Below are 15,775 nucleotides of genomic sequence, written 5' to 3' on the forward strand. Positions count from 1 at the left end.
GGACGCGTACGCCGTCGAACGGCGGGGATCACACCAGCTTCCCACTCCGACACGGGTACGTCCCGCCCGCCCCGGACCCGTGACGCCGGATCGGGTACGGCGAAGGCCCCCCGTTCCGGTATCTTTCGTCAGCCGTTGTGTTCCCCGGCCCCGGCGAGCCGGATCCCTGAGATGAGACGTCATGACCTCCGACCAGGCGCGCGCCGCCCGTTCCCGGCATGGCCGCTGGAACGCGCAGACATGGTTCAACGTGGTGCTGCTGGCCATGGCCGTGCTGCTCGCCGTGTCCGCGGTGTTCGGCGCGAGCGTGCTGCGCACCGCGGCCGAGGCGTCCAACCGGCTCATCGACCAGATCACCGTGGGCAGGCTCCAGGCGGAGCGCATGCAGACGAGCCTGGTGAACCAGGAGACCGGCCTGCGGGGGTTCGTCCTCTCCGGCAAGGAGGAGTTCCTCCAGCCGTACGAGGACGGCCTGAGCGCCCAGCGGACCGCCGCGGCGCAGGTGCGGATGGTGGCGTCGGGGGAGAGGATGCTGGACCGCCTGGAGACGGTCCAGCGGCTGAGCGAGCGATGGCGCTCGGAGTACGCCGAGCCGATGATCGCGGCCGTACGGAGCGGCGGCACCTCGGCCGTGACCCAGGAGCGGGCCGAGGAGAGCAAGACGGCCTTCGACGCGGTCCGCCGCGCGCTCGACGACCAGAACGCCGCCTGGAGCGCGGTCAGGGACCGCGCCCGCGCCGAGCTGGAGCGGGCCCGCACGACCCGCGACACCACGTTCTTCATCATCCTGGCGGCCTTCCTCCTGACGATCGTCACGGTCGCGGTGCTGCTGCGGCTGGCGGTGTTCCGCCCCCTGGCACGCCTGGGCGAGGCGTCCCGCAGGGTCACCGGGGGCGACTTCTCCCACCACGTCGACACCGGCGGCCCGGCCGACCTGGCGGCGCTGTCGAGCGACATGGAGGCGATGCGGCGGCGGATCGTCACCGAACTGGAGGAGGCCCGCGGCTCCCGGCAGCAGCTCGCCGCCCAGGCCGAGGAGCTGAAACGATCCAACGCCGAGCTGGAGCAGTTCGCCTACGTCGCCTCGCACGACCTGCAGGAACCGCTGCGCAAGATCGCATCCTTCTGCCAGATGCTCCAGCAGCGCTACGCCGGTCAGCTTGACGAGAGGGCGAACACCTACATCGACTTCGCCGTCGACGGTGCCAAGCGGATGCAGGTGCTCATCAACGAGTTGCTCACCTTCTCCCGGGTGGGCCGCATCCGACAGGATCCCGTCCCGGCCGGCCTGAACGAGATGGTCGGCCACGCGCTGGACAATCTCTCGACGGCCGTGGAGGAGGCGGACGCCGAGATCGAGGTGGGGGACCTGCCGGTGGTCATCGGCGACCGTACCCAGCTGGTGATGCTCTGGCAGAACCTGATCGGCAACTCGCTGAAGTTCCGCTCCCCGGACCGCCACGCGCATGTGCGGATCGCGGCCGAGAAGGACGACGGGGAGTGGCGGATCTCCCTGACCGACAACGGGATCGGCATCCCGGCCCACTTCGCCGACAAGATCTTCGTGATCTTCCAGCGGCTGCACCACCGGGACGCCTACGAGGGCACCGGGATCGGCCTGGCGCTCTGCCGGAAGATCGTCGAGCAGCACCAGGGCAGGATCTGGCTGGACACCGAGTACACCGAGGGCGCCCGTTTCATCCTCACACTGCCGGTAGCCGACATCCCGGACGCCTCCGACGGCTCTGACGCCCCGGATGCCTCTGACGCCCCGGATGCCTCCGGCGGTGAGGCCGGAGCCGGGCGGGGGGCCGCCCCGGCCCTGGCCTCTGAGGGGACTCCGGCGTCCCCCGATGAGACCGCGAAGCCCTCCGCCGGGACCGCGGTGGACGGGAAGGCGGCGCGGGCGGAAGCCGCCGGCCCGGAAGGCCCAGAGGGCCCGGACGGCCCGCGTGATCCGGAGAACGCCGAAGGCGCGCGAGCCGAGACCGGCTGAGGCGCGGGCGGCGTCGGGACCATGGCATGGCCAGGGGGCGGCGCGGAAGAGTGCCGGGTGCCGATACCGTTGATCGGGTGGAGGAGATCGACCGCCGAATCGTGACATTGCTGGCGAGTGACGGCCGGATGAGTTTCACCGACCTCGCCAAGGAGACCGGGTTGTCGGTGTCGGCGGTGCACCAGCGGGTGCGCCGGCTGGAGAAACGCGGGGTGGTGCGGGGATACGCCGCGCTGGTCGACTACGAGGCGATCGGGCTCCCGCTGACCGCGTTCGTGTCCATCAAGCCGATCGACCCGGCCGCCGCCGACGACGCTCCCGACCGGCTGGCCCACCTGGCCGCGATCGAGGCGTGCCACAGTGTCGCCGGTGACGAGAGCTACATCCTCAAGGTCAGGGTGGCGTCGCCGACGGCGCTGGAGGAACTGCTCAGCCAGATCCGCACCGCCGCCAACGTCTCGACCCGGACGACGGTCGTGCTGAGCACGCCGTACGAGCACCGGACCCCGCAGCCGCCGGGCGGCGGGACCGCCGGGGGCGCCGGGGGCGCCTGATCCGGCCCGTCCGTCGGGCTCCGTGTGGCCGCTCAGCCTCGCCTCGGCCCCGCCGGGCCCCATGGCGCTCCACGGGTCCGGCCGGGCCTCACGGGAGCCTGCAGGGTCTCACGGAGCCTCGTACGGCTCACCGTGTCCTTCGCGGTCCTTCGCGGTCCTCATGGTCCTTCTCCGTCCTTCGCGGGCTCACGGTCCTTCCCGCGTGTGCGGTGAGGAAGGCGCGGCGAGCCGTGCCGTGAGAACGGGTGGAGGTGGCGAGACCAAGCTGTGATCGCTGTGTGGAGGCGGGTTCCTCAACGATGCTGCTAAGATGGCTGGCTGTCACAATAGTCACACAAAAGCCAAATGAGCCCGGAGCATCCCATTAGCATCAACAATAATGGATCGGCGACCGTCCGTCAACACGAGGTCGCTCGGGAGCAGGAATACGTCTCCGCTCTCTACGAGCGGCTCGACGTGCTCCGCGAGCGCACCCAGCGGCAGCTGGACGAGGTGCTCGCGCAGGGCGGGAGCGGCGGCACGCACCAGAACCGCTCCGAGCGCGACAGCTTCGCCGGGATGTACGCCGAACGCCTGGGCCGCCTGTGGGGCGTCGAGAACGGCCTGTGCTTCGGGCGGCTCGACAAGAGCGACCAGAGCACCCTCTACATCGGGCGCATCGGCCTGGCCGACGACGACCAGCGCCGGCTGCTGATCGACTGGCGGGCGCCGGTGGCCCAGCCGTTCTACGGTGCCACCCCCGCCGCGTCGATGGGCGTCACCCGCCGCCGCCACCTGCAGACCAAGGGGCGCACGGTGGTCGGGGTGGACGACGACCTGCTCGACCTCGACGGCCTCACCGACGAGGACGTCGCCACCCTCAACGGCGAGGCGGCGCTGCTGGCCTCCCTCGGCGCCCGGCGGACCGGGCGGATGCGCGACATCGTGGCGACCATCCAGTCCGAGCAGGACCGCATCATCCGCTCCGATCTGGACGGCGTGCTGGTCGTGCAGGGCGGCCCCGGCACCGGCAAGACGGTCGTCGCCCTGCACCGGGCGGCCTACCTCCTCTACACCCACCGGGAGCGGCTCGCCCGCCGGGGCGTGCTCATCCTGGGCCCCAACTCCACCTTCATGCGCTACATCGACCAGGTGCTCCCCTCGCTGGGCGAGACCGACGTGCTGCTGTCCACGGTCGCCGGGCTGTACCCCGGGCTCGTCCCCACCGTCCGGGAGCGCCCGGAGACCGCCGAGGTCAAGGGCGACGCGCGCATGGTCCAGGTGGTGGCGCGGGCCGTACGGGAGCGGCAGCGGGTGCCGCGCAAACCGGTCGAGATCCGCCTCGACGGCCGTGTCCTCAGGCTCGACGGCCGGGCCCTGGAGGCGGCGCGCAACCGGGCCGCCCGCTCGGGCAGGCCGCACAACGAGGCCCGCGCAGTGTTCGTCCGCCACCTGCTCAACATCCTCGCCCGGCAGATGGCCAAGCAGCTCGGCAAGGGCGTGATCGACGACGACGAGCTGGCCGGCATCCGCGAGGACCTGCGCACCGAGAAGCCCGTCAAGGCCGCGCTGAACAGGCTGTGGCCCTACACCACCCCCCGCCAGCTCCTGGTCGGGCTGTTCACCTCGCGTGAGCGGCTGGAGTACGCCGCGGGCGGGCTGCTGGACGCCGCCGAGCGCGAGCTGCTGCTGCGCGAGCCGCCCCGGCGCGGCGAGGACTGGTGGGCCCCCTCCGACGTGCCGCTGCTGGACGAGGCCGCCGAGTTGCTCGGCGACATCGACCCGGCGGTGCTGCGGGCCGGGGCGTGGTTCGCCGAGGAGGAGCAGGCCCTGGCGCGGGCCGCCGCCCAGGACGAGCGGCAGCACCAGCTCACCTACGCCAAAGAGGTGCTGGAGCTGACCGGCCTGGCGGAGGTCATGGACGCCGAGAGGTTCGCCGCCCGCCACCTGGGCGACGAGGTGTACCTCACCACCGCCGAGCGCGCCGCGGCCGACCGGACCTGGGCGTTCGGCCACGTCATCGTGGACGAGGCCCAGGAGCTGTCGGCGATGGACTGGCGCATGGTGATGCGCCGCGTCCCCAGCCGGTCGATGACGATCGTCGGCGACCTCGCGCAGACGGGCTCCTCGGCGGGCGCCCGCTCCTGGGGCGACGTCCTCGGCCCGTACGTCGCCGACCGCTGGCGGCAGGAGACCCTCACGGTCAACTACCGCACCCCGGCCGAGCTGATGGCCGTGGCGGCGGACGTGCTCGCCCTGGTCGGCCCCGGCCTGAGCGCGCCCGACTCGGTCCGCGAGACCGGCGCCCGGCCCTGGGCCGCCTCCCCGGCGGACCGCCTGCCCGGCCTGGTCGCCGCGGAGGTCGCGGAGGGGGGCCGCACGGTGGTGATCGTCCCGGAGACCGGCCGGGAGAAGTACGGCGAGCTCGTCACGGGGGCGGTCCCGGGCGCGGCCACCACGCCCGGGGCCGCCGCACTGGACGCCCCGGCGGCCGTCCTGACCGTCGCCGAGGCCAAGGGCCTGGAGTTCGACACGGTCGTCGTGGTGGATCCGGAGACGATCCTGGGGGAGTCGCCACGCGGGGCCAGCGATCTTTACGTCGCGCTGACCAGGGCGACCCGCCGCCTTGGCGTCGTCCACGACGGTCCGCTGCCCGGGGCGCTCTCTCGACTTGAGGTACATCGGATCACATGAGACCATTGACGGCTCTCGCCGATCCTGTCCCAGCTGCGGAAACTTGATGTTTCCGCTGTTAGGGACACGGTTGACATCTGCGCTGGGGTCGGTAGTTTGCTGCCCAGTCCAGCACGGGACTGACCGGTTGGCCGCCTTTCGACATCGCCGCCTCCTGCGCCCGTGACGGGGGAGACCCCGTCCGTACAGCCAGGCGCAGGTTCGGCGTTCCGTCGAGGCGGGGCACCCCTTCCGGGCGGGGGGTTGGACCCAGGAGGGGTCCGGGCACCCAGTAGACAACGGCAATCCGCGCCCGCCGCCGACGGGACGGAACCGGTCCGAAGGGCGGCCCGGGCCCTCTTCCCGCTCCCGTGCGAGCGTCGCAAGCGCCGGGGTGATCCCGCGGGCCTCCGTCCGCCCGGGGATCACCCCGTTGCCGTTTCCGGAGGCGTCCCGGGCCTTTCGGGCCTTTTTGACCTTCTGGGCCGTTTCCCGGACCGTGGTTTCCTCGCCGTGCTCCCGTGGCGGTACCGTTCGGGCTAGGAAAAGGGCCGGACGGGCCGGTCGGAGGGGCCGGGCGTCCGGTGCCCGCACGACGCCCCGAAGGAGAGCCGCGCCCGTGGTGCAGGAGAAGACGGCCGTTCCGCCGGCGGCCGCGCCGGGGGAGCCGGGGGAGCCGCCCCGCCGGTGGGCCGCGCTCCTCGCCCGCCCGGTGTCCGGCCGCGCCGCGGCGGCCGTCTCGGGCGGCCTGCTGCTGTTCCTGTCCTTCCCGCCGCTCGGGCTGTGGTTCCTGGCTCCCTTCGGCGTGGCGCTCGCCGTACTCGCGGCGCACGGCCTGCGCGCCCGCCGCGCCGTGTGGCCGGGCCTGTTGCTCGGCCTCGCCTTCCTGCTGCCCGCGCTGCACTGGGTGAGCCCGATCGGGACCGACGCCTGGCTGGGCCTGACGGCCATGGAGAGCCTCTTCTACGCGGCCTGGGCCGCCGGGTCGGCACTGGTGTCCCGGCTGCCCCTGTGGCCCCTGTGGAGCGCCGCGCTGTGGGTGGCGATGGAGAAGGCCCGCGGCTCGTTCCCGTTCGGCGGGTTCCCCTGGGTACGGCTGGCCTTCAGCCAGGGGGAGTCGGTCCTCACCCCGTACGCGGCCGTCGGCGGGGCGCCGCTGGTGAGCTTCGCGGTGGCGCTGTGCGGCGGGCTGCTCGCGCTGTCCGCGCTGCGGCTGCGGGCGGCGTGGCGGCCGGCGTCGCGGGAGGGGCGCACCCGGGAGCGGGGCGCCCCGGCGGAACGGGATCCGGAGACGCGGCCGGGACCGAAGGCTGATCAGGGGCCGGAAGGGCGCCGGGTCCGGGCGCCGCTGGCGCTGGCGCTCGCCGGGGCGCTGGCCGTGCCGGCCGCGGCGTTCGCCGTGCCCCGCCACGGCGACGAGGGCCGGACGGTCCGGATCGGCGTCATCCAGGGCGACGTCCCCGGCCGCGGCATGGGCTTCCTGGGTGACGAGCCCGCGGTGGTGCTGGGCAACCACACCCGGATGCTCCACGAGATGGCCCGTGCCGTACGGGAGGGCCGGACGCCGAGACCCGACCTGGTCGTGCTGCCGGAGAACTCCACCGACATCGACCCCTACCGCAGTGAGTCCGCCCGCCGTCAGATCGGCGACGCCGTCAGGGACATCGGGGTGCCCGTGCTGGTCGGCGCGGTGGTCGGGATCGGTGAGGACGGCCGGGCGACCCGCAGCATCGTGTGGGACCCGGTCAGCGGGCCCGGGGCGTACTACGACAAGCAGAAGCTGGTCCCGTTCGGGGAGTACACCCCGCTCAAGGACCTCATGTTCGCCCTGTTCGAGCGGGCCGCCCTGGTCGGCAAGCAGTCGGTGCCCGGCACCCGCGACGGCGACCTCCGGGTGGGGCCGGTGACCGTCGGGGCGATCAACTGCTACGAGGTCGCCTACGACGGCGTCGTCGGCGACACCGCGAGGACCGGGGCGACCCCCCTGGTGGTGCAGACCAACAACGCGACCTACGCGCTGACGAACCTGCCGCCCCAGCAGCTCGCCATGTCGCAGCTGCGGGCGGTCGAGCACAACCGGGCGGTGGTGACCTCGGCGATCACCGGGATCTCCGCCCTCGTGACCCCGGACGGCGAGGTCACCTGGCGCACCGGCGAGCTGGTCCCCGCGATGGACGTACTGACTGTTCCGGTCAGAAGTGAACAGACCATCGCAACCAGGGCTGGCGCGTTGCCCGAATGGGTCTTGATACTTATGGGTGCGGGCGCGGTGGCCGCCGTCGCGGCGCGCCGGATCCGCAACCTTGCCCACTCCGCGGGCGGGAGGGACGAGCAGCAGGTGGGAGACGCGTGATGGAGCGGATGCCGGGCCGGGTGCTCGTCGTCGTGCCGACCTACAACGAGCGGGAGAACCTCCCGGCCATCGTGGGCAGGGTGCGCGCCGCGGTGCCCGAGGCGCATGTGCTGGTGGCCGACGACTCCAGTCCCGACGGCACCGGGGCGGTCGCCGACGAGCTGGCGGCCGGCGACGACCACGTCCACGTGCTGCACCGGCCCGGCAAGCAGGGACTGGGAGCCGCCTACATCGCCGGGTTCCGCTGGGGCGTGGCCGAGGGCTTCGACGTCCTGGTGGAGATGGACGCCGACGGCTCCCACCAGCCCGAGGAACTGCCCAAGCTGCTGGAGCGGCTGGCCGGCGGGGCCGACCTGGTGATCGGCTCGCGATGGGTGCCCGGCGGCGAGGTGGTCAACTGGCCCGCCTCCCGCGAGTTCCTCTCGCGCGGCGCCAACGTCTACGCCCGGATGATACTCGGCATCCCGGTCCGCGACGCCACCGCGGGCTTCCGCGCCTACCGCGCCGCCACCCTGGAGAAGATCGGCCTGGACGACGTGGAGTCGCAGGGCTACTGCTTCCAGGTGGACCTGACACTGCGCACGGTCCGCCACGGCCTGCGCGTCGCCGAGGTGCCCATCGTGTTCGTGGAGCGCACCGCCGGGGTCAGCAAGATGAGCCGGGGCATCATGATCGAGGCGTTCTGGCGGATCATGCAGTGGGGCCTGGCCGGGCTGCCCGGCCGCCTGCGCCGCTCGCGCTGAACGCCGAGTGTCGAACGCCGGGTGCCGGGCGCTCCTGTCCGGACTCCGGGGGAACCCCGGGAGGCCCCCGGAACGACCCGGGAGGATCTCCGGGGAACGCGGCGGAACGCGGCGACGCCCCGGCGCGTTGTCACAGTCGTACGGCTGTCACATGAGTTGAGGAAAAGATGCGCTTAGTGCTGTTCCTGCTCTTCCTGGTGGTCCCGATCCTGGAGATCTGGGTCCTGATCCAGGCGGGGCAGGTCATCGGCGGCTGGCCCACGGTGGCCCTCCTGCTGGCGGACAGCCTCCTCGGCGCCTGGATCGTCCGCCGCGAGGGCCGCAGGGCGTGGCGCGGCCTGCAGGAGTCGCTGCGCGACGGCCGGATGCCCGAGCGTGAGCTCGCCGACGGCGCCATGGTCGTCACCGGCGGCATGCTGCTGCTCACCCCGGGCTTCCTCACCGACATCGCGGGCTTCCTGTGCCTGCTGCCCCTCACCCGGCCGCTGGTCCGCCGCCTGGGCGCCTGGTTCTTCGCCCGCCGGGTCCGCAGCACCCTCGCCCGGTCGGCCGCCGGGCCGGTCCTCGGCTCGCCGTTCGGCGCGGGTTCACCGTTCGGTACGGGCGCGGACTCGCCGTTCGGCGGGACGCGCGGCCCGGGTGGTCCGGGCGGCTCCGGCCCGGTGATCCACGGAGAGGTGATCCGCGACGAGCCGGGCCCCGGCCCGGTCCGCGACTCGCGCCGCGACCTCACCGGCGGCTGAACCCGGCGGACGCGGGCCGAGCCGGGATCGGCGGAAGCGCCCGGCCCGGCCCGGCCCGCGACTCGCGCCGCGGCCTCATCGGCGGCTGAGTGCGGCCAGGCGGCGCAGCGAGAGCCGGAACAGCACCGCGTTCAGCGGCCTGAGCAGGGCCCAGCCCAGCCGCCCGGCCGCGCCGAGCGGCAGGTCCAGTTTCTCCTCCCAGACGATCGTGCTGCCCCCGCCGTCGCGGGGCAGCACCCGGAAGACCCCGGTGCCGCGCACCAGCCCGCCCGTGTGCCGGACCGCGACGGTCCGCGGCGGGTCCCACTCGGTGATCTCCATGGTGTCGAGGAAGCCGAGACGGCCGATGCCGGTGAAGGCCGCCAGACGGCTTCCGGCGCTCCGGCCGTCGCCGCCGGTCACCCGGGCCCGGGTGAGGACCATCCACTCCCGGTGGCGCGGCCAGTCGGTCAGTACGGCGAACACCCGCTCGGGGTGGGCGTCGGCCTCCACGGACACGCCGATGCCGCCGTCGGTCATCGGGGGACACCTCCGGCGGGGCGAAGTCCCCCGGAGCTCGTCTCGGGCATGTGCGATCCCTTTCCTCTCCTCGCCGATCCCGCACCATCCGGTCCGCATGGATCTCCCGGACCTGTCAGATCTCCCGGTTCGCCCGGTCTTCGTGGTCCTCGCGAGGAGGGACCCCGGCCGGCCGGGGTCCCTCGCGCGCCTGCCGGGCGGCCCGGTCAGGCACGTGCGTAGATACTGTGGACGAACTCGGCCAGCTTGCCGTCGGGCAGCTCCTTGGCCAGGTCGGCCTCGCTGATCATGCCGATGATGCGATGGTCCTCGATCACCGGCAGCCGCTTGATCTGGTGCTCCTCCATCTTGCTCAGCGCCTCCTCGACGCTGGTGTCGGCGTCCACCCACACCAGTCCGCGGGCCAGTTCGCCGGCCGTGGTCCGTTCGAGGTCCCTGCCCTCGGCGCAGCACTTCACCACGATGTCGCGGTCGGTGATGATCCCCTTGAGCCGGTCGTCGTCGCCGCAGATCGGCAACGCGCCGACGCCCATGTCGCGCATCATCCGCGCGGCCGTACGCAGGTTCTCGTGCTCACCGACGCATTTGCAGCCCTGGTGCATCACGTCCCGGGCCTTCTTTCCGGTTTCCGCTGTGCTCATCGAGGCCCCCCGAGATGTCGGTCGATGCTTTCGAGGGGGTTTATACCCATATGTCGGCCTAGTCGCCGCTCGCCGGATGAGTCAGGCGGCGTGTCTGGTCAGCCGGACCTCGATGTCGATCCCCTGGGCCCGGACGTCGCAGGTCCCGAAGGCGCTCACGGCCGCGAGGGCCTCGAAGCGCTCCCGGGAGTAGGCGCGGTTCCGGAGCCCTCTCAGGGTGATCCGCGTCAGGAGGGCGTTCATCGCGGTGAGCCTCATCAGGGCGACGGCCTCGTCGATGTCGGCGGAGGAGGCGCCCCTGTTCATGTCGTGGATCACGGCCGTCCCGCCGTCGCGCAGGACGCGGTGCATCTGGTCCAGGACCCGGACCGGCCGCCCGAAGTTCTTGAAGGCGGCCTGGCACACGACGAGGTCGAAGGACCCGTCGGCGAAGGGCGGGTCGGCCGCGTCGCCGTGGTGCACGGCGACGCGCACGCCCGCCTGTCGGGCGTTCTCGGCGGTGATCTCCACGAACGTGCGGCTGAGGTCCAGCGCGGTCACCGCGAACCCGAGCCCGGCCAGCTCGACGGCCAGGTATCCCGGGCCCGGGGCCACCTCCAGTACGGCGGCCCCGGCGGGCAGGTCGCCGGCGAGCCGCGCGGCGTGCCGGCGGACGGCGGCGAGCTGGGGGGCCGAGGCGCGCTGGCGGGCGTACCACCGCGCCATCGCGCCCTCCATCTGCCGGGCCTGGGTCTGGGTGAGATGGGTGTTCTCCATGATTCCTCCGGTTTCGGATGGGGTGTCCGAACCGCTCCCCGGAGAACCCGGCTATCGTTGCCGTTGCCACCTCGTGGCCGGGTTCCGTTCCGCGGACATCGGTTCGAGGGCGACGACCCGGCGGCGGTGTTACCGCACCCCGCCGGGTCCCTTCTCTTCTTCTCGGGCCGGTCTCCTCGCGGGCCGGCCTTCTTTCCCGCCGGGACGGTCCGCCGGACCGTCCCCTTCCATGAGGGCGGCGATCTCCGCCGGCACCTGCCCCGTCTCGTGCCACTCCCGCCACGTCGCGAGGTCCGGGAAGGACCCGGTGACGAGCTCCTCCAGCAGCGAGCGGGTCCAGGCCGCCTCGGCCTCGCGCATGGCCAGGTCGAACTCGGCCTCGACGAGGAAGAGCCGCGGCACTCCGGTGCATCCGGCCAGCGTCTCCCGCTGCTCGCCGATCTCGCGCTCCAGCGCGTCGAGCCGCCGCCGCAGCAGGACGGCCACCTCGTCCGGGTGGATCACCCCCATCACCGACAGCCCGGCCTCGAACCTCGGCTGCTCCCGCTCCGGATCGGCGAGCAGCTCGCGGGTCCAGTCGGCGTACTCCCGGCGCCCGGCGTCGGTGATGCGGTAGATCGTGCGCTCGGGATGCGCTCCGTCCCGGGCGGTCCCGGCCACGGCGAGGAAGCCGTGCTTCTCCAGGTTGCGCACCACGGTGTAGAGCGAACCCCACTTGATCCTCATGTCCCGGTCCTTGCCGCGCTCGCGCAGCACCGAGGCGATCTCGTAGGGGTGCATCGGCTTGGCGACGACCGCCGAGAGCACGGCCAGGCCGAGCATGTTGCTCACCTTGCGGCGCTTGGCCATGTCCGCCCTCACTTTCATACTCGTCTACGAGTATACGCACACGAGTAGAAAACCGGCCAGGGCCATCCGCCGGAGCCACCCGCCGGAGCCGGAACCGGGGAGGGGGAGAAGGGACGGGGACGGGCATGCGGACGAGGGCGGGTGCGGGCATGCGAACGGCCGGCCCGGACGAACGGGTCGTCCGGGCCGGCCGCCGGGAGGGGACGCCGGGTCGCCGCCGAGAAGGGCTGAGAAGTATTACCTCAGGGCGGCCTCAGGGCTGTCGACGTAGATCTCGCCGAAGCGGATCGCCGGGGCGAAGCCGGCGAAGTTCCGGTTGACCTGGGCCTTCTCGGTCGAGTTCGGGTAGGGGTTGGTGCAGCTCGTGCCCGCGCTCGCGCCGGACATCAGGTCCGTGCACAGACCGGTGCGCCGGTCCGGCAGGCCCAGGATGTGACCGATCTCGTGGGCGGCGATCCGCAGCGGGTTGTGGCCCTCCGCGGTGGCCTGCCTGCCCATCCAAATGGTCCCCCGGCCCAGGCTGACCGGCTGGGTGCGGGGCCATCCGTCGTCGGCCAGGACGACGAAGTCCGCAGGGGTACCGGCCACCAGGCGCACGTTGGACACGCTGGAGTTCCAGATCTGCGCGGCCTGGTCGACCGCCGAGCGGAACTCGGCGGCCCGGCTCGCGTCGTAGCGCAGCACGCGCACGGCCACCGCCTGCCGGGCGTCCGCCCCGGCCGCCCGCGCGAACGAGGCGGATGACGCGGACGAGGCGGGTGAGATCGCCACCAGGGCGGCGAGCCCTACCAGGAGGGCGGCGAGGGTGCGGATGATCCTGGACATCTGGGAGGCCTCCTCGGCCGTTGGGGGGTGCCCGTCAGGGCGAGGAAACCTCACCCTGACGGGGGACTTACGAGGGGTGCCGTTGCCCGGACCCCGCGAGGGGGCGCCGGTGTCTGGGCCCCGCGAGGGGGCGCCGGTGTCTGGACTGAGGAGCGGAGGAGCGAAGCGACGGAGTGACGAGGGAAGGCACCGGGTCAAGAGCCCCCGAGCCGCGACGCGCCAGCGTCGCCATGAGCTGCTCGGGGGCGCCGGTGTCTGGACTGAGGAACGCAGCCGCGAAGCGACGGAGTGACGAGGGAAGACACCGGTTACCAGCCCCCGAGCCACGACGCGCCAGCGTCGCCACGAGCGCTACCCCGAGCCGCGACGCGCAGCGTCGCAGTATTACTGTCAGCCGGTCCTGAGGGTGAGGCCGTAGGCGCCGAGGACCTCGTTGACGGGCTGGAAGTAGGTCGTGCCGCCGGAGGAGCAGTTGCCCGAGCCGCCGGAGGTCATGCCCTGGGCCTGGTTGCCCGAGATGAAGGAACCGCCGGAGTCACCGGGCTCGGCGCACACGTTGGTGCGGGTCAGGCCGTAGACCGTGCCCTGCGCGTAGTTCACGGTCGAGTTGTACTGCTGGATCGTGCCGCAGTGCCAGCCGGTGGTGGAGCCGGAGCGGCAGACCGAGGCGCCGATCGCCGCCACGGACGAGCCGCGGACGGTGACCAGGGAACCGCCGGAGCCGCGCACGTACGGCGTGGGGTTGTGACCCGGGGTGGAGACGTAGGAGTAGTCGTTGCCGGGGAACGACGAGCCGGCGAAGGTGCCGGACGGGTTGGTGGTGGTGGAGCCGGTCCGGCCGCAGTGGCCCGCGCTGACGAAGCCGGGGCTGCCCGACCGGGTGACGGCGAAGCCGATGCTGCAGCGGCTGGTGCCGTTGATGTAGTACGCGCTGCCGCCGATGAGGTCCATGAACGTCTGGGGCTGCTCGGCGCTGACCTTGACCTGGACCGCGTCCCGGTTCAGGCCGGCCGCGGCGACGAGGGCCTCTCCGGCGGCCTGGTCGGCGGCCTGGACCACGACGCTGTTGGCCTGGACGTCGACGTACCACAGGGCGGCCTTGGCCTTGGCGGCCTCGGGGGCCTGGTCGAGCTTGGCCTTGACCGCGTCGAGGTCGGCCAGCGAGCGGCCGACGACGACGGGCTGGGCGCCCTGGGCCTTGATGGTGGGGGCCTGGGCGGCGTCGCTGGTGGCGACGATGAACTGCGAGGCGTCGGCGTTGAACCACGCCCCCGCGTACTTGGCGCCGAGCGCCTTGGTCAGGTTGGCCTGCACGCCCATGGCGCGGGACTCGTTGGCGAGCCGCTGAACGGCCTGCTCGGCGGTGATGCCCAGGTCGCGCTGGAGGGCGTCCATGGCGGCCGGGGGGAGGGGTGCGGGGGCGGCCTGTGCCGCGGTGGGCGACAGGGTGGCCGCGAGGGCCAGGGCGGCGGTGGCTCCGGTCAGGAGGGTACGTCGACTGAACATCAGCACTCCTTGTGAGGGGTGCTGTCAAAGTATTGGCCGGAGCGCCCCGGCGGGATCTGCCAAAAATCCCCTATCGCCGTGTTATGGGCTCCCGGCCGGGTCCACCGGGTCCACCGGGTCCGCCTCCGGACGGACTCCAGGTGAGATGTCGCCAATGAGGAAACATGTCATGATTTCGGCTATTTTTCAGGTAGAGGAGAACTTCACATAGCCCGCTGGTTTCGGGGCAGCTTCGCGTCAGGTGTTCCGTCCACCCGCCCGTCGGCGGGGCCGCGACCTCCCGGAGAGAGGCCGCGGACGCGCGGACCGCCCACGCCAGACGGGAGCCAGATGACCGACTCTCCCAGAGACACCGCCCGGATGCTGACCGGCCTGCTGGCCGCCAGCCACCTCGTCGCGCTCGAACGGCTGCCCACCCTCGTCAACGAGCACGCCGCCCGCGCCGGCCTGTTCGACGTGCAGATCTACATCGTCGATCTCCAGCAGCAGGTCCTGCGCCTGATGACCGGTCACAGCCTCGACACGGCGCACAACGAGGGCTCCGAGCCGGGGGAGCTGCGCGTCGACAGCACCCTCGCCGGCCGGGCCTTCCAGGAGGTGCGGATCCTGCCGAAGATCGGCGACGACGACGAGGTGGAGTGGTGGTGGGTGCCGCTGCTGGACGGCGCCGAACGCCTCGGCGTCATCCGCGTCAGCGCCCGGGTCACGGACGACCAGGCCCTCTCCGACGCCAAGGCCCTCGCGTCGCTGGTCGCCCTGCTCGTCGAGAGCAAGCGCGGTCCCAGCGACTCCTACGCCCGGCTGGTGCGCACCCGCTCGATGAACGTCGCGGCCGAGATGCAGCAGAACCTCATGCCGTTGAACACGTTCGCCAACCAGGACGTGGCGGTCAGCGCCGCCCAGGAGCCGGCCTACGAGGTGGGTGGGGACGCCTTCGACTACGCCGTCTTCGGCGACATGGTGCATCTGGCGATCTTCGACGCCATGGGGCACGACACCGCCGCCGGGATCACCGCCAGCCTCGCGGTCTCCGCCTGCCGCCACAGCCGCCGCCGGGGAGCCGACCTGGTCAGGACGAGCGAGAACATCGAGCGGGCCCTGGTCGAGCAGTTCGGCCGGGCCAACCGGTTCGCCACCGCGATCCTGGCCCACCTCGACACCTCGACCGGCGAGCTGACGTGGATCAACCGCGGGCACCACCCGCCGGTGCTGATCAGGGACGGCCGCTGGGTCGGCACCCTGAACTGCCCTCCCGCGCACCCCATGGGCCTCGATCTCGGCCTGCCGGTGACCATCTGCACGGAACAGCTGGAACCCGGCGACCGGCTGCTGTTCTACACCGACGGCGTCATCGAGGCCCGCGACGACGAGGGGCGGGAGTTCGGGCTGGAGCGTTTCATCGACTTCGTCGTCCGGCAGAACGCCGCCGGGCTGCCGATTCCCGAGACCCTGCGACGCCTCATCCACCAGCTGCTCGAATACCACGACCACAAGTTGCAGGACGACGCCACCGTCCTGCTCGTGGAGTGGCGTGGCTCCGCCCAGGGGGGACTGAGCCTCTGACGCGCCGCGCCTCTGAGGCACTCCGGCGCTCCGCCGTACGGTCACCGTCGCCGGAGGGCGGGCCGGTCGCCGGCG

General features: G+C 72.5%; 13 protein-coding genes. 7 read left to right on the forward strand and 6 right to left on the reverse strand.

The window, feature by feature from the left end; genetic code table 11:
• The first annotated feature begins 181 nt into the window (after positions 1-181).
• The 6 genes from ACFYSC_RS28830 (at position 182) to ACFYSC_RS28855 (ending at position 9,041) form a co-directional block, all read left to right on the forward strand.
• Positions 182-1,996, forward strand: a complete 1,815-nt coding sequence (locus ACFYSC_RS28830; protein WP_389967935.1) for an ATP-binding protein — start codon at positions 182-184, stop codon at positions 1,994-1,996.
• Between the two features lie 77 nt (positions 1,997-2,073).
• On the forward strand, positions 2,074-2,550 hold the full coding sequence (locus ACFYSC_RS28835) for an Lrp/AsnC family transcriptional regulator (RefSeq protein ID WP_389967937.1): 477 nt from the start codon (positions 2,074-2,076) through the stop codon (positions 2,548-2,550).
• 345 nt (positions 2,551-2,895) lie between these two features.
• Positions 2,896-5,223 (forward strand): HelD family protein, encoded by a 2,328-nt coding sequence (locus ACFYSC_RS28840; RefSeq protein ID WP_389967939.1) that lies wholly within the window; start codon positions 2,896-2,898, stop codon positions 5,221-5,223.
• Positions 5,224-5,821: 598 nt separating this feature from the next.
• Positions 5,822-7,555, forward strand: a complete 1,734-nt coding sequence (gene lnt / locus ACFYSC_RS28845) for an apolipoprotein N-acyltransferase (RefSeq protein ID WP_389967941.1) — start codon at positions 5,822-5,824, stop codon at positions 7,553-7,555.
• Positions 7,555-8,298 (forward strand): polyprenol monophosphomannose synthase, encoded by a 744-nt coding sequence (locus ACFYSC_RS28850; protein ID WP_389967943.1) that lies wholly within the window; start codon positions 7,555-7,557, stop codon positions 8,296-8,298. Before lnt ends, ACFYSC_RS28850 begins: the two co-directional genes overlap by 1 nt.
• Before the next feature lie 167 nt (positions 8,299-8,465).
• Complete coding sequence (locus ACFYSC_RS28855; RefSeq protein ID WP_389967945.1) at positions 8,466-9,041, forward strand: FxsA family protein; 576 nt, start codon at positions 8,466-8,468, stop codon at positions 9,039-9,041.
• Positions 9,042-9,116: 75 nt separating this feature from the next.
• Here the strand turns inward: ACFYSC_RS28855 and ACFYSC_RS28860 are convergent, their stop codons facing one another.
• The 6 genes from ACFYSC_RS28860 to ACFYSC_RS28885 all read right to left on the reverse strand — a co-directional run bounded on the left by ACFYSC_RS28860 (position 9,117) and on the right by ACFYSC_RS28885 (position 14,137).
• Complete coding sequence (locus tag ACFYSC_RS28860; protein WP_389967947.1) at positions 9,117-9,560, reverse strand: SRPBCC family protein; 444 nt, start codon at positions 9,558-9,560, stop codon at positions 9,117-9,119.
• Positions 9,561-9,766: 206 nt separating this feature from the next.
• Entirely contained in the window at positions 9,767-10,201 is a 435-nt protein-coding gene (locus tag ACFYSC_RS28865; protein WP_389967949.1) for a CBS domain-containing protein, read from the reverse strand.
• 81 nt (positions 10,202-10,282) lie between these two features.
• On the reverse strand, positions 10,283-10,957 hold the full coding sequence (locus ACFYSC_RS28870; protein ID WP_389967951.1) for a class I SAM-dependent methyltransferase: 675 nt from the start codon (positions 10,955-10,957) through the stop codon (positions 10,283-10,285).
• 129 nt (positions 10,958-11,086) lie between these two features.
• Positions 11,087-11,824, reverse strand: a complete 738-nt coding sequence (locus ACFYSC_RS28875; RefSeq protein WP_389967953.1) for a PadR family transcriptional regulator — start codon at positions 11,822-11,824, stop codon at positions 11,087-11,089.
• Between the two features lie 219 nt (positions 11,825-12,043).
• Positions 12,044-12,631 (reverse strand): snapalysin family zinc-dependent metalloprotease, encoded by a 588-nt coding sequence (locus ACFYSC_RS28880; protein ID WP_389967955.1) that lies wholly within the window; start codon positions 12,629-12,631, stop codon positions 12,044-12,046.
• 390 nt (positions 12,632-13,021) lie between these two features.
• Positions 13,022-14,137, reverse strand: coding sequence for a S1 family peptidase (locus ACFYSC_RS28885; protein ID WP_389967957.1), 1,116 nt, complete (start codon positions 14,135-14,137; stop codon positions 13,022-13,024).
• A gap of 330 nt (positions 14,138-14,467) precedes the next feature.
• Between ACFYSC_RS28885 and ACFYSC_RS28890 the strand changes: the two genes are divergently transcribed.
• Positions 14,468-15,700, forward strand: a complete 1,233-nt coding sequence (locus ACFYSC_RS28890; RefSeq protein WP_389967959.1) for a PP2C family protein-serine/threonine phosphatase — start codon at positions 14,468-14,470, stop codon at positions 15,698-15,700.
• The last annotated feature ends 75 nt before the right edge of the window (positions 15,701-15,775 follow it).

This window comes from Streptosporangium sp. NPDC004379 (genome assembly GCF_042873875.1).
Lineage (GTDB): Bacteria > Actinomycetota > Actinomycetes > Streptosporangiales > Streptosporangiaceae > Streptosporangium.